A 23417-nucleotide genomic window follows, 5' to 3' on the forward strand; every position below is an offset into this window, starting at 1 on the left:
CACAGCCGGTCACGCAGGTGATGGCGCATCCGGCCCTATCCGTTAGACTGCGCCGCACCAACAACCAAAGAGAGGAGACGCCATGCAGCCATGGCATAAATGGGGGGCCGCCCTGGTCCTGGGCGCAACGCTGGGCGCAAGCCATGCACAGATCCTGGTGGGGCAGACGGCCGGGTTCTCCGGCCAGGTGGCCGCAGGGGTGCAGGAGACCACGCAGGGCGCCAAGCTGTTCCTGGACGCGGTCAATGGCAAGGGCGGAGTGCACGGGCAGAAGATCGAACTGATCTCGATGGACGACAAGTTCGACCCCAAGACCGCCGGCGAGAACGCGCGCACGCTGATCGAGGACAAGAACGTGCATGTCATGTTCCTCACGCGCGGCACGCCCCACACCGAATCCATGATCCCGCACCTGGACAAGCATGGCGTGGCCCTGGTGGGCCCGTCCACGGGCGCCATGGTGCTGCACCAGCCGGTGCGCAAGCACATCTTCAACGTGCGCGCCACCTACCAGCGCGAGGCCGAGAAGGCCATGACCCACCTGGCCTCGATGGGCATCACGCGCATCGCCGTGCTGTATGCGGACGACAGCTTCGGCGCCGATGGCGTGACGGGCGCGCAAAAAGGCCTGGCCCAGGCCAAGCTGCAGCCCGTGGTGCTGGAGAAGTTCAATCGCGCCAAGCCGGACTTCACCCCGCTGGTGGCCAAGATCTCCCAGGCGCAGGCCCAGGCCGTCCTGATGGTCGCCTCGGGCACGTCGGTGGTGGATGGCTACAACGCGCTGCGCCAGGCGGGCTCCACGGCACAGGTGGTCACGCTGTCCAACAATGCCTCGGGCGGCTTCATCAAGAGCCTGGGCGAAAATGCCCGCGGCGTGATCGTCACGCAGGTCTACCCGAACGAGCGCAGCCTGACCTTCCCGCTGGTCAAGGAAGCTATCGACCTGGCCAAGGCCAAGGGAATGACCGAGGTCAGCCCGGCCATGCTCGAAGGTTTTGCCGCCGCCAAGGTGCTGGTCGAAGGCCTGCGCCGCGCCGGCCCGAAGCCGTCGCGCGAGAAGATTCAGACGGCCCTGGAATCCATCCAGAAGTTCGATCTGGGCGGGCTGGACATCTCCTACGGCCCCGACGATCACACGGGCCTGGACTTCGCCGATCTTTCCATCATCGGCACGGACGGCAAGTTCCGCCGCTGAAGCCCTTTTCGTGAGGTCAGACGCCGCCCGGGTGATCGCGCGGCGTCTGCGGCACGTCATTCCAGCGTAGGCTGCCGCCGATACACTCGCCCCTGCTCGCACTCGCGCGCAAATACACAGGGAAGAGACACCTCATGAAGACACATTGGAAGAAGTGGGGCGCAGCGTGCGCCCTGGCGGTGGTCAGTGCGGCCTCATCATTGGCCCACGCGCAGTTGCTCGTGGGTCAGACCGTCGGCATCACCGGGTCCGCGGCGGCAACCGTCAAGGAATCGATGCTGGGCGCGTCGCTGTACCTGGACCACGTCAACGCCCGCGGCGGCGTGAACGGGCAGAAGATCGAACTCGTCGCGCTCGACGACAAGTTCGACCCCAAGCTGACGCAGGACAACGCCCGCACGCTCATCGAGGACAAGGGTGTGCTGGCACTGTTCATGACGCGCGGCACACCCCACACCCAGGGCATTGTTGCGCTGCTGGACAAGTACGGCGTGCCGCTGGTGGGGCCCTCCACGGGCGCCATGGCGCTGCACCAGCCCGTTTCCCGCAATATCTTCAACGTCCGCGCGCCCTACCAGCGCGAGGTGGAGAAAGCCATCGCCCACCTTGCGCTGCTGGGAGTTCAGCGCATCGGCATCGTGCATGTGGATGACGCCTTCGGCCAGGACGGCCTGGCCGGTGCGCAAAAGGGCCTGCAGAACAACAAGCTGCCCGCCTTGTTCGTGGAGAAGTTCGACCGGGCGAAGCCCGATTTCTCAGCCATCGCCCCGCGCGTGCGTGCGCAGGAACCTCAGGCCGTCATCTTCATCGGCACGGGCGCGGCGGTCGTGGACGGCATCAAGGCACTGCGCGCGGCCGGCGTGGGCGGGCAGATCGTCACGCTGTCAAACAATGCGTCGGGGGGCTTCACCAAGGCGCTGGGCGACCAAGCGCGCGGCGTCATCGTCACGCAGGTCTTTCCGTCCGAGCGGTCGCTGAACTACCCGGTGATCAAGGAAGCCCTGGAATTGGCGAAGGCGCAGGGGCTGAAGGAACTCACTCCGGCCATGGTCGAGGGCTTCGTGAACGCCAAGGTGCTGGCCGAGGGCCTGCGCCGCGCCGGCCCCAAGCCGGACCGTGCGCGGCTGCACGCGGCCCTGGAAAGCCTGAGCAAATTCGACCTGGGGGGCCTGGAGCTTTCCTACAGCGCAAAGGAACACTCGGGGCTGGACTTCGCCGACCTGTCCATCATCGGAGCGGACGGCCGATTCCAGCGCTGAGCGGGTCGTAACGCCACGGCGGCGGAGTCCACCGCCCCATCCAAAACGCGGAGCCTGGCTCCGCGTTTTGGATGGGTGGGGCCGGTTCACTGCGCTGCGCTGGCGCCGGATGCGGGAGCAGCTGCGGACTCGGGCACGTGCGTCGCTTCCACCCCATGCTTTTCACCGCTCATGTCCACCTGGTCTCCTGCCTTCATGATCACGAACAGCATGATCACTGCGAACACCACGAAACCCACCACGATCTTCCACATGCTCATCTCCTGAAAATTGTTGTCGACGGAAAAGGGCGGCACCAATAAAAAAGCCTCACACCATCGTGTGAGGCCTGTCTGATCGCAAGCCCGACTCCATTGAATCAGGCTTGCATTGCAGGCAGCTTACGCTGCCGGTGCATCAGAAGTTGTGGCGAACGCCCAGCGCCAGCGAGCTGAAGTCCTGGCCGGCGGCGCCCGTCATGTAGGTAGCACCTGCCTTGTTGTCCACCTTCGTGTAGAAAGCGTACACCTTGGTGCGCTTGCTGAAGTTGTAGTTGTAGCCCAGGGTCCACTGCGTAGCGGAGCTGTCGGCAATGTCGCTCCACTTGCCGGCGCGGCCCACGTTCACGTGGAACTCGGAAGCACCCATCATGTAGGCGCCCGCCAGGCGGAAGTTGTTGCGGTTGCCTGCGCCCGTGGCGAGGAGCTGGTTGTCGTCCTTGTTACGCTGGTAGTAGCCACCCACGACGAACTGGCCGAAGGTGTACAACGCGCGCAGGCCCAGCTGGCGATTGCTGTCCACTTGGCTGTAGCCGGCGCCCAGGTTCAGCGCGCCGATGTTGTAGTTGGCAGCCAGGTCATAGCCATTCTTTTGCGGAATGGCAGCGTTTTTCTCATGCAACGAGACGGAAGCGTCGACCGTCAGCCCACCGAAGCTGGGCGTGCGATAGCCGATCTTGTTGGTGGTGCTCAGGCCGCCGAACCACACGGGATCGTAGTACAGAGCGTCCGAAGACGTGCCCGTGTCATGGTTGTGCATGCTCACGTAGTCGGCGGTGGCGAAATAGGACTCGGGCATGAAGTTGCCCAGGCGGATCATGCCGAAGCCGCCGGACAGGTTCACTTCGCTCTGGCGGGCGAAGGTCATGCCGGTCGTGGGGTGGGTCCAGCCCGAGCCCGTGCCGGTATCGGAGTTGAAGCCGCTTTCCAGCTGGAAGCCGGCCTTCAGGCCGCCGCCCAGGTCCTCAGTGCCCTTGAAGCCGAAGCGCGAGGAGTTGTTCTGCATGACGGTGTTGCTGGTACCGCCGACCTTCTGGCGTTCCACCGACGTGTTCACGCGGCCGTACAGGGTCACGCTGCTTTGCGCGAAAACAGCGGAAGTACCCAGCAGAGCCAGGGTAGCGAGCAGCAAACGACTTGGTTTTTGCATTTGAGTTCCTTGAATGCTTGTGTCCATCAGTTGTGGTAGGCACAGCTCGCCGCCCGCAGGGAGCCGGTTAGCACAATGTGCAGCTACGGCGCAAATTCTAGGTGTAACCATCTGGGCCAACACAGGGGAAAGTCCCGCCTGTAATACCCCTGACGTATTGCCGCCACACTTTCGCACAGGCAAAGGTGTGGCGGCAGGGCTCAGCCAGGGAAAACCCTGACAAAAGAGCGGAACGAGGTCAGTCGTTGGCGTAGATGTCCACGTCCTTGGTTTCGCGGATGAACAGCGTGCCGATCACTGCCGTCATGCCGGCGATGATGATGGGGTACCACAAGCCGTTATACATATTGCCGGTGGACGCCACGATGGCGAACGATGTCGTGGGCAGCAGGCCGCCGAACCAGCCATTGCCAATGTGGTACGGCAGGCTCATGGAGGTATAGCGGATGCGCGTGGGGAACAGTTCCACCAGCATGGCCGCGATGGGGCCGTACACCATGGTCACCAGGATCACCAGATACGTCAGGATGACGATCATCATCACCTTGTTCATCTTGGCGGGATCGGCCTTGGAGGGGTAGCCGGCGAGCTTCAGGTATTCGGCCATCTCCTTCTTGAAGGCGGCGATGGCCTTCACGCTTGCCTCGTCGAACTTGTGGTTGACCACGTTGCCGGTGGGCGCGGTGATGGTCTTTTCGCCGATCTTCACGACCGCGGGCGAGCCCGCGGGGCCGGCCACGTTCTCATAGCTCACCGAGTTCTGCACCAGGTAACGCTTGGCGATGTCGCAGGAGCTCTTGAAGTCGATCTCGCGTGCCACGGGGTTGCCCTGGAACGAGCAGGTGGCGGGATCGGCGATCACCACGACACCCGCTGTCGCCTGGGCCTTGGCCAGGTCGGGGTTGGCGGCTTCCGTCAGCATCTTGAAGGCCGGGAAGTAGGTCAGCACGGCCAGCACGCAACCCAGCATGATGATGGGCTTGCGGCCGATCTTGTCGGACAGCGAGCCGAACACCACGAAGAACGGGGTGCCGATCAGCAGGGCCGCGGCGATCATCAGGTTGGCCGTGACGGCGTCCACCTTGAGTTGCTGCGTCAGGAAGAACAGCGCGTAGAACTGGCCGGTGTACCAGACCACGGCCTGACCAGCCGTCAGGCCCACCAGCGCCAGGATCACGATCTTCAGGTTCTTCCACTGGCCGAACGATTCGGACAGGGGCGCCTTGGAGGTCTTGCCCTCGGCCTTCATCTTCTGGAAGGCGGGCGACTCGGACAGCGACAAGCGGATCCACACCGAGATGCCCAGCAGCAGGATCGACACCAGGAACGGAATGCGCCAGCCCCAGTCGTTGAACGCCGCCTCGCCCATGGCGGTGCGCGTGCCCAGGATGACCAGCAGCGACAGGAACAGGCCCAGCGTGGCCGTGGTCTGGATCCACGAGGTGTAGGCACCACGGCGGCCGTGCGGGGCGTGCTCGGCCACGTAGGTGGCCGCACCGCCGTATTCACCGCCCAGCGCCAGGCCTTGCAGCATGCGCAGCGCGATCAGGATGACCGGTGCCGCGATGCCGATGCTGGCGTAGCTGGGCAGCACGCCGACGATGAAGGTCGAGATGCCCATGATCAGGATGGTCACCAGGAAGGTGTACTTGCGCCCGATCATGTCGCCCAGGCGGCCGAACACCAGCGCGCCGAACGGGCGCACCAGGAAGCCGGCCGCGAAGGCCAGCAGCGCGAAGATGAACGCCGCGCCAGCATCCAGCCCGCTGAAGAACTGCTTGGCAATGATGGCCGCGAGCGAGCCGTAGAGGTAGAAGTCGTACCACTCGAACACGGTGCCGAGGGACGAGGCGAAGATCACCTTCTTTTCTTCCGCCGACATCGGTCGGGGGGCAGCGCCGGGGCGGCCGGCGTATGCAGTGCTGGTAGCCATGAATGCTGTCTCCTGCTTATTGGGATGGAATCGAAAATGCGCGTAAGAAAGCGCGAAAAACCGACGATCTGAAGCACTCTGCGGTGCTTGCGACGCAATATCGGGCCGCCATCTGACCGAAAGCTGACATGCGCCAAACGCTGCCGCCACCCCAGTCTTACGGCCATCTGACAAACTCCGTGGCAACCCGCAGATCGTTTTTCTTGATGCGAAAAATTGGACTGCGCGAGGCTGCGGTGAGTCCCGCGCACGGCACCAGACACGGGTAACCCCGCAGTTTTTCGCCAGGGTTTGCCCTCCCTAGGACAAACCCTTGACGCATGACAAACCCACACCCGCCGCACAGTGCTGGGCACGGCCCCATGCAAAAAGGCGCCGCAGAACGCTGTCTGCGGCGCCTTGGAACGCCTGCCGCGGCCCCGTCGGCCGCTGCCGAGGAATGCGCTTCAGCGCACGGAAGGCAGGCCCGATGGCACCGCGGGGGCCGCATCCCATGCCGGCCCGTCAAACCACGCGTCGCCGTCCAGGTAGGCGCGCAACATGGGCAGGCTGTCGAGCCCCCAGAACAGGCGCCCCTCCACCTCAAAGGCCGGCACGCCAAACACGCCACGGGCCGACGCCTCGTCCGTGTTGGCGCGCAGCAGGGCCTTGGGCAGGGCGCCCGCGCCTTCGGCGTCGGGCCGCAACTGCTCTGCCAGGGCCTGCGCCAGCACGTCCAGGCGCGCGGGGTCCAGCGCATCCTGCCCACCCAGCCAGACATGCCGCAGCACGGTGCCGGCGACATAGCGGTTGACCGTGCCATCGTCGCTGCACGCCAGCGCCTGGCGCAGCAACGGCAGCGGATTGAAGGGGTGGCGCGCCGGCATGTCCAGACCGCAGCCCAGCGCATGGCCCAGCCAGGTGGCGTGCCGGTACGTCCAGTCGCGCTTGGGCGGCACGCCGGCCGGCCCGGGGTTGGCATGCTGCTGCAGCAGCGCGCCCAACAACACCGGCTTGTAGTGCAGGTGGTAGCTCAGCCCCTCCAGTACCTGCGGCAGCCGCTCGAAGGCCAGCCACGCGTACGGCGAGACGAAATCCAGGTAGAACGTGATGTGCTTCATGCCAGTGGCTCCAACTCTTCGGGAAGGTCCACCCCCGCGCGTTGCAATGCGGCGGTCCAGATCGCGCGGCGCGCGGCGCCATCGGCTTGCGACCAGGCGCGGATCTCGTCGATCGTACGGAAGCACCCCTCGCAATGGCTGCGGTCGGCCGTCATGCGGCAGACCGACACACAGGGCGACGGAACCGGCTCCTGGGAATTTAAGCCAAATTGGCCTCTAGCGCTTATTTCACCAGCGCGAGCAGCTATTAATTCAGAAGCATTCACTGCGGCGTCGCTCATGCGCTGGCCTCCTGCACCACGTCAGCCACCGGGGCACCGGTGAGCCGCTGCAGATCGTGCGGACTCAACTGGAACACGCCGTGGGGATGGCCGGCGGCAGCCCAGATCACATCGAAGCGGAACAGCTCGCGGTCGATGAGGGTGACAGGCGCGGTGGAATGGGCCACGGGCGAGACGCCGCCGATGGCGAATCCGGTCTTGGCCTTGACGAACTCCGCGTCGGCGCGGCACGTCTTGCCCACGAGGGCGTCGACCTTCTTCTCGTCCACGCGCCGGTCACCGGAGGTAACCACCAGCACGGCTGCGTCATCGCTCTTGCGCCGGAAGATGATGCTCTTGGCGATCTGCCCCAGCGCCACGCCCAGCCCGTCAGCCGCCTGCTGCGCGGTGCGCGCGGCGTCGTCAAGCATGCGCGGCGCGTGGGGGTGGCGCAGGCGCTGCAACTCGGCAGCCACCCGCTGGGTGCTTTCAGGTAATGCGTGCATAACAGGGCAATCCGGGGCCTGGGACGGCGAAGCGCACGCACGGATGCGGAGTGCCTCGGCGCAACCACAAGCCCCAGGCGGGGTTACAGCGTGATAGCTGCCATCCATTGTCCATGAACCTGCTTCGCGCCTGCCTGCTCTTGTGGCTTCTCGTCGGCAAACTGGCCTGGGCCGGTGGCGCCCCTGCGGTGCTGGACGATCACCGCAAGGGCCTATCGCTGGGAAGCACCGGCCAGCTTTTGTGGCTCGTGGACGACCTGGGCACCCTCTCCATCGACGATGTGCGCGCAGCGGCTACCGATGCGCGCTTCGGCCCGCCCCCCCCGCATGCCGCTGCGCGGGGCCACACCGGCCTACCACTGGTTCAAAGTGGTCCTGGAGCAGCGCGCGGCCAGCGGCGACTGGGTGCTGGCCACCCAGACCACGTCTTTGCAGGACGTGCGGTTCTACGGCCCGTTCGATGCGTCGGGCACGGCGCTTGCGCCGCCAGTGCATACGGGCCTGGCGCAGCCCTTCGCCACGCGGCCCCTGGGCAGCGAGCGCTACCTCATGCGCCTGCAGCCCCCGGGCCCGGGCACCTACACGGTCTACGCCCGGCTGTACAGCGAGACGGCGCCGTCCTTCGACCTGTCCGTCTGGGACACGGCCGAATACCTGCAATGGCGCCAGCACAAGCGGCTGTTCGACGGCATCTGCTACGGCATCCTGATCGCACTGCTGGTCTACAACCTCACGCTCGTGGGCATCTTCCGGGACACCACGTACACCTTCCACGTCGGCCAGTGCATCTTCGCGCTGTTGACGCTGGCCACCTTCAACGGCCACACGGCCCATTACCTGCGGGGCGACGCGCCGTGGTGGCAGGAGCGCAGCTATTTCGTATTGCCCAGCCTGTGGCTGTTCTTCGGCGCGCTGTTCACGCGCAGTTTCCTGGACACCCGGCAGACGCCCTTGATGGACGGAGTGCTGGTGGCAATCGGCCTGCTGGCGGCGCTCACCGCCGTGCTCGGCGGGCTCGGGCAATTTGCCATCGCCCAGACGCAGAACGAACTGCTGGCCAGCGCCGGCATCGCGGCCGCGTCGCTCGCGGCCATTCTGGTGCTGCGCCGGGGCTTCACGCCCGCGCGCTGGTACCTGGGCGCGCAGGCGCTGCTGTTCGTCACGGTGGCCGGCGTGGTGCTGAGCAACTGGAAGGTGATCGACGCGCCCTTCATGCTCGCCAACGGCCTGCAGATCGGCGTGGCGGCCGAGATGGTGGTGTTCGCCGTTGCGTTGAGCACCCGCATCGACAGCCTGAACGCCTCCCAGATCGCCCTGCGGCTGCGCGCGGACCATCTGGCCAAGGCCGCGACCACCGACCCTCTCACGGGCCTGACCAACCGCATGGGGCTGACCCAGGGCGCAACGCAACTACTGTCGGAAGGGGGCACGCACGCCCTGCTGCTGCTCGACCTGGACCGCTTCAAACCCATCAACGACACCTATGGCCATGACGCCGGCGACGAGGTGCTGCGCGCCGTTGCCACACGGCTGCAGACGCACACGCGGTCCGGCGACATCGTGGCCCGGCTGGGCGGCGACGAGTTCGTGGTCATGCTGGCCCACGCGCCCGCGGGCGACGACCTGACGGCGCTGGTCAAGTATCTGGAGCTGGCTATCTGCCAGCCGGTGTACTTCCAGCACCAGGAACTGTGCGTGGGCGGCAGCACGGGCGTTGCGCACAGCCCGCAGGACGGCCCCACGCTGACGGAGCTGATGCGCTGCGCCGACCAGCGCATGTACCAGGCCAAGCAGGCGCACAAGGACGCGGCGCAGCACCCGGCAGCGCCGGCTCTGCCGTTGGCCTGACGCCGGCTGGCCGCTCAGCCCTTGCGCTTGGTGAGCACCGCCACGGCCACGCGCGACTGCGGCTTGCGGCCCAGGAAGTCGCTGATGTAGGCGCCGGCGTCGATCAGCTGGTCCAGATCGATGCCGGTCTCGATGCCCATGCCGTGCAGCATGTAGACCACGTCCTCGGTGGCCACGTTACCCGTGGCGCCCTTCGCATAGGGACAGCCGCCCAGGCCGGCCACGGACGTGTCGAACTGCCACACGCCCAGCTCCAGCGCCGCCAGCGTGTTGGCCAGCGCCTGGCCGTAGGTGTCGTGGAAGTGGCCGGACACGTCGTTCAGGTCGTAGTGCTTGAGCGTTGCCTCGATGGCGCGTTGCACCTTGCGCGGCGTACCCACGCCAATGGTATCGGCCACGCCGATGTGCTGCACGCCGATGCCCTTCATGAGCCCGGCCAGGTATTCCACGCGCTCGGGCGCAATCTCGCCCTCGTAGGGGCAGCCCACGGTGCAGCTCATGGCGCCACGCACATATACGCCAGCGGCGCGCGCGGCTTCGACCACGGGGGCGAAGCGCTCGATGCTCTCGGCAATGCTGCAGTTGATGTTCTTCTGGCTGAAGGCCTCGCTGGCAGCGCCGAAGACCACGATCTCGTCAGGCTTGTCGAGCACGGCCGCCTCCCAGCCTTTCAGGTTGGGCGTCAGCACTGAATAGCGCACGCCGGGCATGCGTGTAATGCCTTGCATGACCTCATGGTTGTCGGACATCTGCGGCACCCACTTCGGAGAAACGTAGCTGGTGACCTCGATTTCCTTGAGGCCCGCCTGCTGCAGGCGGTGTACCAATTCGATCTTGACGGCCGCCGGCACCGGCTGCTTCTCATTTTGCAGCCCGTCGCGCGGGCCCACGTCCACAAGCTTGACGCGGGAGGGGATGTTCGGGTTCATCGGTGGGTGTCCTTGGGTGAGGGATTCGTCAGTAGCCGCGTCCGGCATCCACCACGCCGGCCACGGCCTCGCCGCGCGCGAGCGCCGCGATCTTGCCGGCGATCTGGGCGATGCTCTCGTCGCGCAGCGTGCGTGCCGAAGTGTGGGGTGTGAGGGTGATCTTGGGATGTCCCCAGAAGGGATGCCCGGCCGGCAACGGCTCGGTGCGGAACACGTCCAGCGTGGCGCCCGCCACATGGCCGGCGCCGATCAGCGCGAGCAGGTCCTCCTCGACCAGGTGCGCGCCACGCGCCACATTGATCACGTAGGCGCCGGGCAGGAGGCGGGCCAGCGTGTCGCGGTTCATGATGCCCTGCGTCTCGGGCGTGAGCGGGAGCAGATTGACCAACACGCGGGTAGCGGCCAGGAACTCGTTGAAGCCCTCCTGCCCACTGAAACAGCGCACGCCCGCCATCTGCTTCGGACTGCGGCTCCAGCCGAGCACGGGAAAGTCGAACTGCGCCACCGCGCGCGCCACGCGCTCGCCCAGTACGCCCAGGCCCATCACGCCCACGGGGAAGTCCTGGCGCAGGCGCGGCTTGCGGTAGCTCCACTGGCCCGCCTGCATGGCGGCCTCGTACTGGTCAAACTCGCGGAAATGCCGGATCAGCGCGTGGCACACGTATTCGGCCATCTGCACGGCCATGCCGGCGTCATCCAGACGCACGACGCGCACGGACGGCGGCAGGCGCAGCTTGAGCAGCGCATCCACCCCCGCGCCGATGTTGAACAGCGCCCGCAAGGCGGGCTGTTCGTCGATGAACTGCTGGGGCGGTGCCCAGACCACGGCGTAGTCGGCCTGCGGGGCTCCGGGTTGCCAGACGGTAATGTCGGCTCCCGGCAGGGCGGCGGCCAGCCCCTGCAGCCAGGGTTCGGCCTTGGTATCGGTACAGCAAAAGGTGATCTTCATGGCCAACGAGCGTACCGCGGCTGGGCAAGCCCCCGCCGTCACTCGGCGGAAAGCCGCAGCAGTTCTGCGCCTTCGGCCACCTGGTCGCCTGGCGCGTAGAGCAGCTCCTGCACCACGCCATCGGCGGGGGCGGCGATGGTGTGCTCCATCTTCATGGCCTCCATCACCGCCAGGGGCTGGCCCTTGGTCACCTTGTCGCCGGCCTGCACGGCAAACGACACCACCTTGCCCGGCATGGGCGCGGTGAGACGCCCGCCCTCGCTGGCGGCTTCGCCCGCATGGGCCAGCAGGTCCAATGCCTCGATGCGCGTGGCGCCACGGGGGGTGAAGATGTGGTCGGTCTCGCCCTGGGCATAGACCGTTGCGCGGGTGCGCTGGCCGGCGTATTGCAGGTCCAGGCCGCCCGCCCAGGGCGTGAAAGCCAGCGGACCCTGCGCGGCTCCCTCGCCTTCTCCCACGGTCAGTTGGTAGCCGCCATCGCGTTCATAGGTCAGCCAGGCCTTGGCATGTGTGCCATTGAAGTCGAACTCGAAACGCCGGCGGCACGCTACGAGCGAACGCCAGCCGTCGCGGCGGCTGAACGGATTGGCGCCTTCCTGCGCCTGCTCACGCTGCAACTGGCTGGCCACGGCGGCGGCTGCGGCCAAAGGCAGACCTACGCGCTCCTGGCCGAACAACACGGCCTCTTCGCGCGGGATCAGCGCGGTGTCCAGCCGCGCCTGGGCGAACGAATCGCTCTTCACCACATGGCGCAGGAACTGCACGTTGGTCGCCAGGCCCACGATGTGGGTCTGCGCCAGCGCATCGTCCAGCCGCGCCAGGGCCTGCGCGCGCGTGTCGCCGTGCACGATGAGCTTGGCGATCATGCTGTCGTAGAAGGGGCTGATGGCGTCGCCCTCGCGCACGCCGTCATCCACGCGCACGCTGCCCCGTTCGAAGCTGGTGCATGCCGGCTTGCGGTACACGTGCAGCTGGCCGGTGGCGGGCAGGAAGTTGTTGTCAGGGTTCTCGGCGCAGATACGCGCCTCGATGGCGTGGCCGATGATCTTCAGCTCGTCCTGGCGCTTGGGCAAAGGCTGCCCGCTGGCCACGCACAGCTGCCACTCCACCAGGTCTTCGCCGGTGATGGCCTCGGTCACGGGGTGCTCCACCTGCAGGCGGGTGTTCATCTCCATGAAGTAGAACTTCATCTGCTCGGGCGCGTCGTAGCCGCCGGGCTGTTCCACGATGAACTCCACCGTGCCCGCGCCCACGTAGCCCACGGCCTTGGCGGCTGCCACGGCAGCCTCGCCCATCTGGCGGCGCAGGGCCTCGGTCATGCCGGGGGCGGGGGCTTCTTCCAGCACCTTCTGGTGGCGGCGCTGCACGGAGCAATCGCGCTCGAACAGATAGACGCAGTTGCCCTGCGTGTCGCCGAACACCTGGATCTCGATGTGGCGCGGGCGCAGCACGTATTTCTCGACCAGCACGGCATCATCGCCAAAGCTGTTGATGGCCTCGCGCTGGCAGCTGGCCAGCGCCGCGGCAAAGTCCTCGCTCTTTTCCACCAGGCGCATGCCCTTGCCGCCGCCACCGGCGCTGGCCTTGATGAGCACGGGGTAGCCGATACGGTCGGCCTCGCGCTGCAGCAGTTGCGGGTCCTGGTCCTTGCCGTGGTAGCCAGGCACCAGCGGCACGCCCGCCTTCTCCATCAGCTGCTTGGACTCGGCCTTCAAACCCATGTCCTTGATGGCCGAAGGCGGCGGGCCGATGAACACCAGCCCCGCAGCGGCACAGGCCTGGGCGAAGTCTTCGTTCTCGCTCAGGAAGCCGTAGCCTGGGTGGATGGCTTGCGCACCCGTGGCCTGGGCGGCCTCGATGATGCGCTCCCAGCGCAGGTAGCTGTCCTTGGGGGCGCTGCCGCCGATATGCACGGCCTCGTCGCAGGCGGCCACGTGCTTGGCCTGGGCATCGGCGTCGGAGTACACGGCCACGGTCTTCACGCCCATGCGGCGGGCGGTTGCGGCCACGCGGCAGGCGATCTCCCCACGATTGGCAATCAGGATTTTTTGGAACATTCAGGCCACCTTGGCGGAATCGGAAAAGAAAGAGGAAATGCGCCGCAGCACGGCGCGCAGGAACTTGAACAGCACCACCAGCAGCAGCGCCGACAACGCCAGCATCACCACCAGCGCAATGCCGAAGGCCAGCGGATACTGCGTAGCCAGCCAGACCACGCCGACGACCAGGCCGTCCTCAAAGAACGACAGGCCCCAGTTGGAAAACGGCTCGGGCGAGGTGTTGGCCGCCGCCCGCGTGGTCATCTTGGTGGCCAGCGCCGTGGCCGAGAGCGAGCCGCCCAGCAGCCCCGCGGCCAGCGCCATGGTGGCGTTGTCGGCACCGAACACGCCGGCGGCCAGCAGCGCGCCGGCGGGCACGCGGATGAAGGCATGGATGGCATCCCAGGCGCTGTCGAACCAGGGCACCTTGTCGGCGAAGAACTCCACCAGCAGCATGAAGCCGCTGGCCATCAGCACCAGCGGGTGCTGCAGCAGCGCCAGCCCCGGCGGCAGCGCCAGCCAGCCGGCCACGCCCATCATGCCCACCAGGAACACCACGGCGTACAGGCGAAAGCCGCTGGCCCAGCCCAGTGCGGCGGCCAGCGCCAGCAGGGCGGGCATGTCCAGCTGCTGCGTGGCGCGCGCAGCCCCTTCGGCCACCGCCTGGGCGGCACCCGCATCGACATGCAGCCCCACGCCGTGGAGCCACTGCACGATCTGGAGCCAGAGCGCGTCCATGGCGGATCAGCCCAGCCAGGACGGCTTGCGCTTTTGCAGGAACGACTGCACGCCCTCGCGGCCCTCGCTGCTCGCGCGGATGTCGGCAATGCCCTCCACCGTGGCGGCGATGAGTGCGGCGTCAATCTCGCGCCCGGCCACGTCGCGCACCAGCGTCTTGCAGGCGCGCACGGCGTTCGGGCTCGCGGCCGTCAGTGCCTTGAGCAGCTCGTCCACCTGGGCGTCGAGCTGCTCTGCGCCGACCACTTGGTGCACGAAACCGATGCGCAGGGCCTCGGCCGCGCTGAAGCGTTCCGCCGTGAGGAAGTACCGGTGCGCGGCGCGCGCGCCCATGGCGCGGATCACGTAGGGGCTGATGGTGGCGGGGATCAGGCCGATCTTCACCTCGGACAGGCAAAAGCCCGCGGTATCGACCGCCACCGCCATGTCGCAGGCCGCGACCAGCCCCATGCCGCCGGCGTACACGTCACCCTGCACGCGCGCCACGGTGGGCTTGGGGCATTCGTAGATCACGCGCAGCATCTCGGCCAGCTTGGCGGCGTCGGCAAGGTTCTCTTGCCGCGTGTAGTCGGCCATGCGGCGCATCCAGTTCAGATTGGCACCCGCGCAGAAGGCCGGCCCCTCGGCGGCCAGCACCACGGCGCGCACGTCCGCGCGGCCCCCGACTTCCGTGAAGGCCGCGGTGATCTCTGCGATCACTTCGTCGCTGAAGGCATTGCGGATTTCGGGCTGCGTCAGCGTGATGCGCGCCACCGCGCCCAACTGGGTGATGGAAAGGTTCTGGCTCATGGCGTATCCGGGTTCTGCAGGAAATAGACAAGGTCGAGCGTCGGGCACGGCTGGCCCAGCGCGGTGAGTGCCGCCGTGATCTGTCCGCGGTGGTGCGTGCCGTGGTTGAACACATGCGCCAGCGTGGCGGCAAACGGCAGCACGGCGGGCGTGCCGCGCGTGGTGGTGTAAGACAGCGCACCCTCCCAGCGCGCTGGCGCAAAGCCGGCGATCAGCGGCTCCCAGCGCGCGGCGCCTTCCCGTAGCCGCTCGGCCAGGCGCGCGCGATCGCTCTCCACCTCGGCATCCAGCGCCATGCGGGGCGACGCGCCTTCGGCAAAGCGCGCGAACCACAGCAGGTGCTCGCCCACCAGCAGATGGTTGAGCGTGCCATGGATGCTGCGAAAGAACAGGCCCATGTCGCGCCGGTAGTCCGCCTCGGGCAGCACCTGCACGGCTGCCAGCAGGCGCGCCGTGGCCCACACGTTGTAGCGCGCGAGCAGGCTGAAATGGGTGACGGCATCCATGGACGCGCCTTACATGCGGAACACGCCGAACTTCATGTCTTCGATCGGCGCATGGCGCGAAGCCGCCAGCGCCAGCGCCAGCACGCGGCGCGTGTCGGCGGGGTCGATGATGCCGTCGTCCCACAGGCGGGCGGTGGCGTAGTAGGGGTGGCCCTGTTCCTCGTACTGGCGGCGGATGGGCGTCTTGAAGGCCTCTTCTTCCTCCATGCTCCAGCTGCCGCCCTTGCCCTCGATGCCGTCGCGCTTGACGGTGGCCAGCACGCTGGCGGCCTGCTCGCCGCCCATCACGCTGATGCGCGCGTTGGGCCACATCCACAGAAAGCGCGGCGAGTACGCGCGGCCGCACATGCCGTAGTTGCCCGCGCCGAAGCTGCCGCCGATGATCACCGTGAACTTGGGCACGTTGGCCGTGGCCACCGCCGTGACCATCTTGGCGCCGTGGCGGGCGATGCCCTCGTTCTCGTACTTGCGCCCGACCATGAAGCCGGTGATGTTCTGCAGGAAGACGAGCGGAATCTTGCGCTGGCAGCACAGCTCGATGAAGTGCGCGCCCTTCTGCGCGCTCTCGCTGAACAGGATGCCGTTGTTGGCCACGATGCCCACGGCCATGCCCTCGATGCGCGCGAAGCCGCACACCAGGGTGTTGCCGTAGCGCGCCTTGAACTCGTCGAACGCACTGCCGTCCACGATGCGGGCGATGATCTCGCGCACGTCGAAGGGCTTGCGCGTGTCCACGGGGATCACGCCATACAGCTCTTCTGCTGCATATTTAGGAGCTACTGGCGCTTGATCCGCGGGCGCTACGGGCTGATTTCTATTCAAATTCTTGACGGCCCCGCGCGCCAGCGAGAGCGCATGCAGGTCATTCTGTGCCAGGTGGTCGGCCACGCCGGACAGGCGCGTGTGCACGTCGCCGCCGCCCAGGTCTTCGCTGCTGACGACCTCGCCCGTGGCGGCCTTCACCAGCGGCGGGCCGCCCAGGAAGATGGTGCCCTGGTTCTTGACGATGATGGTCTCGTCGCTCATGGCCGGCACGTAGGCGCCGCCGGCCGTGCACGAACCCATGACCACGGCGATCTGCGCCAGGCCCTGCGCGCTCATGTTGGCCTGGTTGTAGAAGATGCGGCCGAAGTGGTCGCGGTCGGGGAAGACCTCGTCCTGGTTGGGCAGGTTGGCGCCGCCCGAGTCCACCAGGTAGATGCACGGCAGGCAGTTCTGCTGCGCGATCTCTTGCGCGCGCAGGTGCTTCTTCACCGTCATGGGGTAGTAGGTGCCGCCCTTCACCGTGGCGTCGTTGCACACGATCATGCAGGCGATGCCGGCCACGCTGCCGATGCCCGCGATCAGGCCCGCGCCGGGCGCGTCGTTGCCGTACATGTTGAGGGCTGCCAGCGGGGCGATCTCCAGGAACGGCGTGCCGGGGTCCAGCAGCATCTCCACGCGCTCGCGCGGCAGCAGCTTGCCGCGCGCCACGTGCTTGGCGCGGGCGGCCTCGCCGCCGCCCTGGGACACGCGCTCGATCTGGGCGCGCAGGTCCTCCACCACGGCGCGCATGGCGGCGGCATTGGCCTGAAAGTCGGCCGAGCGCGGGTTGAGTTGGGATTCAAGAATCATGGCGGTGGCTCGTTTCAAGCGGTTTTGTCTTCGGCAAGGCCCAGCTCGTCTTTCATGACGTCGCGGATCTTGAACTTCTGGATCTTGCCCGTCACCGTCATCGGGAAGCTGGTAACGAAGCGGATGTAGCGCGGCACCTTGTAGTGTGCGATCTGGCCTTTGCAGAAGGCACGGATGTCGTCCTCGCTGGGGCGCGTGCCGGGCTTGGCGATGATCCAGGCGCACAGCTCCTCGCCGAAGCGCTGGTCGGGCACGCCCACCACCTGCACGTCCTGCACCATGGGGTGGCGGTAGAGAAATTCCTCGATCTCGCGCGGGTACACGTTCTCGCCGCCGCGGATCACCATGTCCTTGATGCGGCCGACGATATTCACGTAGCCCTCGTCGTCCATGGTGGCCAGGTCGCCCGTGTGCATCCAGCCGCCTTCGTCGATCGCCTCGCGGGTCTTGGCATCGTCGCCCCAGTAGCCGTGCATGACGGAGTAGCCCTGGGTGCACAGTTCGCCGCGCTCGCCGCGCGGCACCACGGCGCCGGTCTCGGGGTCGATGATCTTCACCTCCAGGTGCGGCTGCACGCGGCCCACGGTGGACACGCGCTTGGCCAGCGGCGTTTCGGCGTCGCTCTGGCAGCTCACGGGGCTGGTCTCGGTCATGCCATAGGCGATGGTGATCTCCGACAGGTGCATGTCGCCCACCACGCGCTTCATCACCTCGATCGGGCACGGGCTGCCAGCCATGATGCCGGTACGCAGGGTGCGCAGGTCGAACTCGGCAAAGCGCGGGTGGTCCAGCTCGGCAATGAACATGGTGGGCACGCCGTGCAGGCCGGTGCAGCGCTCGGCCTGCACGGTCTCCAGCACGGTCAGGGCGTCGAAGCCGTCGTTGGGGTACACGATGGTGCTGCCGTGCGTGAGGCAGGCCAGGTTGCCCAGCACCATGCCGAAGCAGTGGTACAGCGGCACGGGAATGCACAGCCGGTCCTCGGGCGTGAGGCGCATGCACTCGCCGATGAAAAAACCGTTGTTCAGGATGTTGCGGTGCGTGAGCGTGGCGCCCTTCGGGAACCCGGTGGTGCCGCTGGTGAACTGGATGTTGATGGGGTCGGTGTTGTGCAGCTGGGCGGCAATGGCGTCGATGCGCGCGTCCTGCGCGTCGCCCCGCGCCATCAGCGTGGAAAACCGCAGCATGCCCGGCTGTTCGTCGCCTTGGCCCGCCACACCTGCGCCGGCCGCATCGATCCACACCACCGTGCGCAGCGTGGGCAGGCGCGCGGCCTGCAGTGCGCCGGGCTGGGACGCGGCCAACTCGGGTGCCAGCTCGCGCAGCATGCCCAGATAGTCGCTGGTCTTGAACTGCGGCATGGCCACCAGCGCCTTGCAGCCGACCTTGTTCAGCGCGTACTCCACCTCGGCCGTGCGGTAAGCCGGGTTGATGTTCACCAGGATGAGGCCCACCTGCGCCGTGGCCAGTTGCATCAGCACCCATTCGGCATTGTTGTGCGACCAGATGCCGATGCGGTCGCCCTTGGCGAGCCCCAGGCCCAGCAGCGCGCTAGCCAGTTGGCGGGCCGCCTGGTGCAGCTCGGCGTAGGTGTAGCGCAGGCCCTGGTGGCGGCTGACCAGTGCCTCGCGCGTGGGCTGGCGCTGCGCCATGCCGGCGAAGAAGTCGCCCAGCGTCTGCTCGATGAGGGGGGTGGCGGCACTGCCACGCGCATGGCTCAACGCGGCCGATGGGGTGGATGCGGGTTCCATGGGCTTGTCTCCTGGTCGGGGTGGGCCAGCGCCCGCGCGGGGCCCGGCAACAGGCTGCACAGCATACGCCGCACCCCCGCACGCGCGGTGACCGGGATGGGTCAGAAAGGTTGCAAATTGCGCCACAGAGTTGCAGACTCCACGCATGCCCGACCACCCTGACCCCGCGCCGCCACCGCCCGCACCCACCGCACTCCTCGCTACACCCACTGCCGCCACGCCCATGGCGTTTGTGCAGGCCATCGTGCAGGCCTACGCAGCGCGCGGAATGGACGCGGCGCAGGTGCTGGCGCTGGCACAAATCCCGCCAGAGCAGGTTGGCAACTCTGCGGGCCGCATCACGGCGCAGCAGATGGAGATGCTGTCCGCCGCTGCGATGCGCGAGCTGGACGACGAAGCCCTGGGCTGGTTCAGCCGCCGCCTGCCCTGGGGCAGCTACGGCCTGCTGGCGCGCGCCAGCATCAGCTCGCCCACGCTGCAGGTGGCCCTGGCCCGCTGGTGCCGCCACCACGGCCTGCTGGCGGACGACATTGCGCTGCACCTCACCACCCAAGGCGACACCGCCACCCTGGCCATCACCGAGGCCCGCGACCTGGGCGTGCTGCGCGAGTTCTGCCTGGTATCCGTGCTGCGCAATGCCCACGGCCTGGCCTGCTGGATGGTGGACTCGCGTATCCCCCTCATCGCCGCCGAATTTGCGTTTGACGCGCCGCTGCATGCCGATGCGTATGCCGTGCTGTTCCGCGGCCCCGTCACCTTCAGCGCCCCGCGCACCGCCATCCACTTCGACGCCCGCTATCTGCACCTGCCCCTGCGCCGCGACGAGCAGGCCCTGCGCCAGATGCTGCAGCACGCCCTGCCCCTGACGGTACTGCACTACCGCCGCGACCGCCTGCTGGTGCAGCGCGTGCGCCAGCTGCTGGCCGCGCCCCTGCCGGGGCAACCGGCCCACGCCCTGCCCCAGCACAGCGCCGAATCCCTGGCCGCACTGCTGCATGTGTCGCCACGCACCCTGCACCGGCAATTGAAGGAAGAAGGCGCCACGCTGCAGGGCCTGAAGGACGAGGTGCGCCGCACCCGCGCGGTGGGGCTGCTGCACCGTACGCAGCGCCCCATCAAGCAGGTGGCCGAGGCGGCGGGGTTTGAGAACGAGAAGAGTTTTATCCGGGCGTTTCGGGGGTGGACGGGGCAGTCGCCGGCGGAGTTTCGGAGGGTGGTGAGGATGTGAGAATCGCCATCGTCTGCGTACGATTTTGGACCTCTGCTCCTAACACAACGACCATACTCCCGGTCGAGAGCCGCAGGCGCACGAGGCCGCAAGGCTCATTTAAATTTGAGGAAGCACATATGGCTATGTCATGGCGCGAAGCAATAGAACGCGTTCTTCAAGAGGAAGCGCGCGCGCTTCACTACTCCGAAATCTCTGAGCTAATTCTTTCGAAGGGGTACTACAAAACGGAAGGCGCGACTCCCGATGCGACAGTAAATGCTCAAATAACAAGTTCCATCAAGCACGAAGGCGAAAAATCGCCATTCCTGAAAGTGAGTCGAGGCACGTTTGCGCTACGTAAAGCTGCCCCGCTGGATCAATCAGTCAGCAAGCCTCCCGTCACTCTCCCACCCCCGACACCGCTTGTTCTGAAAGAAGCTCAAACGGCAACGGTTGAGGAGAATTCAGACGAGTCGGTCATACGCTGCCTCGGGATGTACTGGCAACGGGATCTAGTCGTTTGGAAGAATACGCCCCGAGTATTTGGAAAGCAGCAAGCCTCGTCCAAGCCAGTGGACTTCGGTAATCAGAGAGGCATTTACATCCTTTACGACCACCACACTGTCGTATATGTGGGGCGCTCTGTGGACCGTCCCTTGGGCAAACGCCTCTATGAACACACCATTGACCGGTTAGGTAGTCGCTGGGATCGCTTCTCTTGGTTTGGCCTCCTTGATGTGACAGACGACGGAACACTGGAAGAAATCCCGATTCAAGTAACACTTCCCTCATTGATTGCGACGCTTGAGGCGTTATTGATCGAGGCACTTGAGCCTCCTCAAAATCGAAAAAGAGGGGACGATTTCTCAGTGATGGAGTACATCCAAGACGTAGACCCTGAACTCAAAGAGCGCGAGCTACAGAACACACTACGTGCAATCGAGCAGAAGCTTCGAGGGCAAAGCTGAAGTTCAATCGCGCCGAAGGCCCCGCTCACTATTTGCCATGGGGCGACGTACCCAACTTTCCCATGCTCCACCTCCACCACTGCATCAGCGCCCGCTCCTTCCGCCCCCTGTGGATGCTCGAAGAGCTGCAACTGCCCTACCAGCTGCACATGCTGCCCTTTCCGCCTCGGGCGCTGGCGCGCAGCTTTCTGGAACTGAACCCACTGGGCACGGTGCCGCTGCTGACCCAGGGCGATGTGCGCATGACCGAATCCGCCGCGATGTGCCAGTACCTCGCCGCCACGCACCCCGACGCGGGCCTGGATGTACCGCCCACCGACCCCGCCTATGGCGCCTACCTGAACTGGCTGCACATGAGCGATGCCACGCTGACCTTTCCGCAGACGCTGGTGCTGCGCTACGGCCAGTTTGAGCCCGCAGAGCGGCAGCAGCCGCAGGTGGTGGAGGATTACACGCGCTGGTTTCTGGCACGGCTGCGGGCGGTGGAAAGCGCCACGGCGCACAGCGACTGGCTCTGCGCCGGCCGCTTCACCGCTGCCGATGTGGCCGTGGGTTACGCGCTTTTACTGGCGCAGCACCTGGGCCTTCACACGCAGTGGGGGTCTGCCACGCGCGCCTACTGGGAGCGCCTTCAACAGCGTCCGGCCTATCAGCGCGCGCTGGCGGTGCAGCACCAGGCGGCACTGGACCAGGGCGTTTCGCCCCAACCCTCGCCCGATATTCGCCCTTGAGCGTCCCTCCCAATTCCGCGCCAAGATTTCCATCGACACCGCCACCACCATCGGCGACGCCTTCGAGCGCGCCGCCGCAGCCTACGGGCCCAACAGCCTGCTGGCCGTGCCCGCCAACCCGGCGCGCAGCTACGACCCGCAAGGCCGCGAGATCCGCTATGACGAGGCCGCCAGCGCCGTGCGCGCACTCATGCAGCACTACCGCGCCGCCGGCTATGGTCTGGGCCACCGCGTGGGCCTGTTTCTGGAAAGCCGGCCCGAGCACCTGCTGCACAAACTGGCGCTGAACACCCTGGGTGTGTGCGTGGTGCCCATCAACCGCGACTACCGCCCGCGCGAGCTGGCCTATCTGATCGACCATGCGCGCGTGGACCTGGTGGTGGCCCTGCCCACGCGCCTGCCCGCCGTGCGCGCCGCGCTGGCCGAGGCGCGCCACCAGCCGCCAGTGGCCACACCCGATGACATGGCTGCGCTGCCGCCACCGGCACAGCCCGCACAGGCTGGCGCGCCGCAGGCCGACACGCCCGCCAGCATCCTTTACACCTCGGGCACCACCGGACAGCCCAAGGGCTGCGTGCTCTCGCACCGCTACGAGCTGGCGGCCGGCGACTGGTATGCGCGCCGGGGTGGCATGGTGGCCATCCGCGAAGGCCAGGAGCGGCTGTACAACCCGCTGCCGCTGTTCCATGTGAACGCGTCCATCCTGTCGTTCTATTGCATGCTGCTGACCGGCGGCTGCCAGGTGCAGACCGACCGCTTTGCACCGTCGCGCTGGTGGCAGGAGGTGTGCGAGAGCCGGGCCACCATCGTGCATTACCTGGGCGTGGTGGTGCCCATGCTGCTGGCCCAGCCTGCCAGTCCGCTGGAGCGCGCGCACAGCGTGCGCTTTGGCTACGGCGCCGGTGTCGAGCCGCAGTTGCACACCGTATTCGAAGAGCGCTTTGGCCTGCCCTTGGTGGAGCTGTGGGGCATGACCGAGATCGTGCGCGTCATCTCCGACCACCACGCGCCGCGCCAGATCGGCACGCGCGCCTTTGGCCGCGCCGAGCCCGGCCTGGAGGTGTGCGTGGTGGACGAAGCGGGCACCGAGGTGGCCGACGGCCAGCCCGGCGAGATGTGGGTGCGCCATTCGGCGGCCACGCCGCGCAAGGACTTTTTCAGCGGTTACCTGAACGACCCCGAGGCCACCGAGGCCGCCTGGCGCGGCGGCTGGTTTCACACCGGCGACATCGTCACGCGCGATGCCAGCGGCATGCTGCGCTTCATGGACCGGCGCAAGAACATCATCCGCCGCTCGGGCGAGAACATTGCCGCCGCCGAGGTCGAGGCGCTCCTGCTCACCCACCCGCTGGTGCACCAGGCGGCCGTGATGGCTGTGCCCGACGCGGTGCGCGAAGAGGAAGTGCTGGCCTGCGTGGTGCTCGACCCCGCTGCCGCAGCGGGCATGGCACACGCCGACGCGGCGCACACCCTGCAGGCGTTCTGCCTGCGCGAGCTGGCTTACTACAAGGCGCCGGGCTGGTGGTGGTTTGCCGACGAGATCCCGACCACCGGCACCCAGAAGATCCAGAAGCACCGCATCTTCCCGGCGGGCAGCGACCCGCGGGCGCTGGCGGGCATGGTGGATTTGTGCGCGCTCAAGAAGCGGCAGGCGGGGTGACGGGGCTGGCTGCGTGCGCTTTGCC

Annotated in this window: 21 protein-coding genes; 7 read left to right on the forward strand and 14 right to left on the reverse strand. The window is 66.8% G+C overall.

What is annotated here, in order from left to right:
* The first annotated feature begins 82 nt into the window (after positions 1 to 82).
* Both PCQ86_RS17475 and PCQ86_RS17480 read left to right on the forward strand, forming a co-directional pair.
* Complete coding sequence (locus PCQ86_RS17475; RefSeq protein WP_088888310.1) at positions 83 to 1195, forward strand: ABC transporter substrate-binding protein; 1113 nt, start codon at positions 83 to 85, stop codon at positions 1193 to 1195.
* Positions 1196 to 1329: 134 nt separating this feature from the next.
* Positions 1330 to 2454, forward strand: a complete 1125-nt coding sequence (locus tag PCQ86_RS17480) for an ABC transporter substrate-binding protein (protein ID WP_011806840.1) — start codon at positions 1330 to 1332, stop codon at positions 2452 to 2454.
* An 86-nt stretch (positions 2455 to 2540) separates the two neighbouring features.
* On the opposite strand, the gene PCQ86_RS17485 is transcribed toward PCQ86_RS17480, so the two are convergent.
* From PCQ86_RS17485 to PCQ86_RS17510, 6 genes are all read right to left on the reverse strand, one after another.
* Entirely contained in the window at positions 2541 to 2708 is a 168-nt protein-coding gene (locus tag PCQ86_RS17485) for a hypothetical protein (protein WP_172734575.1), read from the reverse strand.
* Between the two features lie 142 nt (positions 2709 to 2850).
* Complete coding sequence (locus PCQ86_RS17490) at positions 2851 to 3861, reverse strand: porin (RefSeq protein WP_270174324.1); 1011 nt, start codon at positions 3859 to 3861, stop codon at positions 2851 to 2853.
* 238 nt (positions 3862 to 4099) lie between these two features.
* Positions 4100 to 5794: an MFS transporter gene (locus tag PCQ86_RS17495; RefSeq protein WP_270174325.1), complete on the reverse strand. Its 1695-nt coding sequence runs from the start codon at positions 5792 to 5794 to the stop codon at positions 4100 to 4102.
* Between the two features lie 446 nt (positions 5795 to 6240).
* Positions 6241 to 6894, reverse strand: a complete 654-nt coding sequence (locus tag PCQ86_RS17500) for a 2-hydroxychromene-2-carboxylate isomerase (protein ID WP_015914308.1) — start codon at positions 6892 to 6894, stop codon at positions 6241 to 6243.
* The gene (locus PCQ86_RS17505) at positions 6891 to 7175 is read right to left on the reverse strand and encodes a DUF1289 domain-containing protein (RefSeq protein ID WP_047350700.1); all 285 of its coding nucleotides are present in this window, start codon (positions 7173 to 7175) and stop codon (positions 6891 to 6893) included. The genes PCQ86_RS17500 and PCQ86_RS17505 overlap by 4 nt, the downstream gene beginning before the upstream one ends.
* Complete coding sequence (locus PCQ86_RS17510) at positions 7172 to 7660, reverse strand: YbaK/EbsC family protein (protein ID WP_270174326.1); 489 nt, start codon at positions 7658 to 7660, stop codon at positions 7172 to 7174. Before PCQ86_RS17510 ends, PCQ86_RS17505 begins: the two co-directional genes overlap by 4 nt.
* 327 nt (positions 7661 to 7987) lie before the next feature.
* On the opposite strand from PCQ86_RS17510, the gene PCQ86_RS17515 reads away from it, so the two are divergent.
* A complete protein-coding gene (locus PCQ86_RS17515; protein ID WP_270174327.1) occupies positions 7988 to 9508 on the forward strand; it encodes a diguanylate cyclase in 1521 nt (506 codons plus the stop codon).
* Positions 9509 to 9522: 14 nt separating this feature from the next.
* Here the strand turns inward: PCQ86_RS17515 and PCQ86_RS17520 are convergent, their stop codons facing one another.
* From PCQ86_RS17520 to PCQ86_RS17555, 8 genes are read right to left on the reverse strand one after another with little or no spacing between them, the layout of a single operon-like run.
* Positions 9523 to 10437: a hydroxymethylglutaryl-CoA lyase gene (locus tag PCQ86_RS17520; protein WP_270174328.1), complete on the reverse strand. Its 915-nt coding sequence runs from the start codon at positions 10435 to 10437 to the stop codon at positions 9523 to 9525.
* A 28-nt stretch (positions 10438 to 10465) separates the two neighbouring features.
* A complete protein-coding gene (locus PCQ86_RS17525; protein WP_270174329.1) occupies positions 10466 to 11386 on the reverse strand; it encodes a 2-hydroxyacid dehydrogenase in 921 nt (306 codons plus the stop codon).
* A gap of 38 nt (positions 11387 to 11424) precedes the next feature.
* A complete protein-coding gene (locus PCQ86_RS17530) occupies positions 11425 to 13443 on the reverse strand; it encodes an acetyl/propionyl/methylcrotonyl-CoA carboxylase subunit alpha (RefSeq protein ID WP_047350696.1) in 2019 nt (672 codons plus the stop codon).
* The gene (locus tag PCQ86_RS17535; protein WP_172208630.1) at positions 13444 to 14163 is read right to left on the reverse strand and encodes a DUF4126 domain-containing protein; all 720 of its coding nucleotides are present in this window, start codon (positions 14161 to 14163) and stop codon (positions 13444 to 13446) included. It lies immediately after the preceding gene.
* Between the two features lie 6 nt (positions 14164 to 14169).
* Positions 14170 to 14952, reverse strand: coding sequence for an enoyl-CoA hydratase/isomerase family protein (locus tag PCQ86_RS17540; protein WP_103738668.1), 783 nt, complete (start codon positions 14950 to 14952; stop codon positions 14170 to 14172).
* Positions 14949 to 15458: a DinB family protein gene (locus PCQ86_RS17545; RefSeq protein ID WP_270174330.1), complete on the reverse strand. Its 510-nt coding sequence runs from the start codon at positions 15456 to 15458 to the stop codon at positions 14949 to 14951. The genes PCQ86_RS17540 and PCQ86_RS17545 overlap by 4 nt, the downstream gene beginning before the upstream one ends.
* Before the next feature lie 9 nt (positions 15459 to 15467).
* Positions 15468 to 17072: a carboxyl transferase domain-containing protein gene (locus PCQ86_RS17550; protein ID WP_135148319.1), complete on the reverse strand. Its 1605-nt coding sequence runs from the start codon at positions 17070 to 17072 to the stop codon at positions 15468 to 15470.
* A gap of 14 nt (positions 17073 to 17086) precedes the next feature.
* A complete protein-coding gene (locus tag PCQ86_RS17555; protein WP_270174331.1) occupies positions 17087 to 18823 on the reverse strand; it encodes an AMP-binding protein in 1737 nt (578 codons plus the stop codon).
* A 145-nt stretch (positions 18824 to 18968) separates the two neighbouring features.
* On the opposite strand from PCQ86_RS17555, the gene PCQ86_RS17560 reads away from it, so the two are divergent.
* From PCQ86_RS17560 to PCQ86_RS17575, 4 genes are all read left to right on the forward strand, one after another.
* Complete coding sequence (locus PCQ86_RS17560; protein ID WP_270174332.1) at positions 18969 to 20051, forward strand: AraC family transcriptional regulator; 1083 nt, start codon at positions 18969 to 18971, stop codon at positions 20049 to 20051.
* Positions 20052 to 20170: 119 nt separating this feature from the next.
* On the forward strand, positions 20171 to 21001 hold the full coding sequence (locus tag PCQ86_RS17565; RefSeq protein ID WP_172208638.1) for an HTH domain-containing protein: 831 nt from the start codon (positions 20171 to 20173) through the stop codon (positions 20999 to 21001).
* Between the two features lie 62 nt (positions 21002 to 21063).
* Entirely contained in the window at positions 21064 to 21732 is a 669-nt protein-coding gene (locus PCQ86_RS17570) for a glutathione S-transferase family protein (protein ID WP_270174333.1), read from the forward strand.
* Positions 21733 to 21838: 106 nt separating this feature from the next.
* Complete coding sequence (locus PCQ86_RS17575) at positions 21839 to 23392, forward strand: AMP-binding protein (RefSeq protein WP_253940062.1); 1554 nt, start codon at positions 21839 to 21841, stop codon at positions 23390 to 23392.
* Positions 23393 to 23417 lie beyond the last annotated feature (25 nt).

The organism is Diaphorobacter sp. ED-3 (genome assembly GCF_027625375.1).
GTDB lineage: Bacteria > Pseudomonadota > Gammaproteobacteria > Burkholderiales > Burkholderiaceae_C > Diaphorobacter > Diaphorobacter nitroreducens.

Bases quoted from the DNA above. Each gene is read 5' to 3' on its own strand.
- PCQ86_RS17475 (WP_088888310.1), top strand. From the start codon at position 83: ATGCAGCCATGGCATAAATGGGGGGCCGCCCTGGTCCTGGGCGCAACG.
- PCQ86_RS17480 (WP_011806840.1), top strand. From the start codon at position 1,330: ATGAAGACACATTGGAAGAAGTGGGGCGCAGCGTGCGCCCTGGCGGTG.
- PCQ86_RS17485 (WP_172734575.1), bottom strand. From the start codon at position 2,708: ATGTGGAAGATCGTGGTGGGTTTCGTGGTGTTCGCAGTGATCATGCTG.
- PCQ86_RS17490 (WP_270174324.1), bottom strand. From the start codon at position 3,861: ATGCAAAAACCAAGTCGTTTGCTGCTCGCTACCCTGGCTCTGCTGGGT.
- PCQ86_RS17495 (WP_270174325.1), bottom strand. From the start codon at position 5,794: ATGGCTACCAGCACTGCATACGCCGGCCGCCCCGGCGCTGCCCCCCGA.
- PCQ86_RS17500 (WP_015914308.1), bottom strand. From the start codon at position 6,894: ATGAAGCACATCACGTTCTACCTGGATTTCGTCTCGCCGTACGCGTGG.
- PCQ86_RS17505 (WP_047350700.1), bottom strand. From the start codon at position 7,175: ATGAGCGACGCCGCAGTGAATGCTTCTGAATTAATAGCTGCTCGCGCT.
- PCQ86_RS17510 (WP_270174326.1), bottom strand. From the start codon at position 7,660: ATGCACGCATTACCTGAAAGCACCCAGCGGGTGGCTGCCGAGTTGCAG.
- PCQ86_RS17515 (WP_270174327.1), top strand. From the start codon at position 7,988: ATGCCGCTGCGCGGGGCCACACCGGCCTACCACTGGTTCAAAGTGGTC.
- PCQ86_RS17520 (WP_270174328.1), bottom strand. From the start codon at position 10,437: ATGAACCCGAACATCCCCTCCCGCGTCAAGCTTGTGGACGTGGGCCCG.
- PCQ86_RS17525 (WP_270174329.1), bottom strand. From the start codon at position 11,386: ATGAAGATCACCTTTTGCTGTACCGATACCAAGGCCGAACCCTGGCTG.
- PCQ86_RS17530 (WP_047350696.1), bottom strand. From the start codon at position 13,443: ATGTTCCAAAAAATCCTGATTGCCAATCGTGGGGAGATCGCCTGCCGC.
- PCQ86_RS17535 (WP_172208630.1), bottom strand. From the start codon at position 14,163: ATGGACGCGCTCTGGCTCCAGATCGTGCAGTGGCTCCACGGCGTGGGG.
- PCQ86_RS17540 (WP_103738668.1), bottom strand. From the start codon at position 14,952: ATGAGCCAGAACCTTTCCATCACCCAGTTGGGCGCGGTGGCGCGCATC.
- PCQ86_RS17545 (WP_270174330.1), bottom strand. From the start codon at position 15,458: ATGGATGCCGTCACCCATTTCAGCCTGCTCGCGCGCTACAACGTGTGG.
- PCQ86_RS17550 (WP_135148319.1), bottom strand. From the start codon at position 17,072: ATGATTCTTGAATCCCAACTCAACCCGCGCTCGGCCGACTTTCAGGCC.
- PCQ86_RS17555 (WP_270174331.1), bottom strand. From the start codon at position 18,823: ATGGAACCCGCATCCACCCCATCGGCCGCGTTGAGCCATGCGCGTGGC.
- PCQ86_RS17560 (WP_270174332.1), top strand. From the start codon at position 18,969: ATGCCCGACCACCCTGACCCCGCGCCGCCACCGCCCGCACCCACCGCA.
- PCQ86_RS17565 (WP_172208638.1), top strand. From the start codon at position 20,171: ATGGCTATGTCATGGCGCGAAGCAATAGAACGCGTTCTTCAAGAGGAA.
- PCQ86_RS17570 (WP_270174333.1), top strand. From the start codon at position 21,064: ATGCTCCACCTCCACCACTGCATCAGCGCCCGCTCCTTCCGCCCCCTG.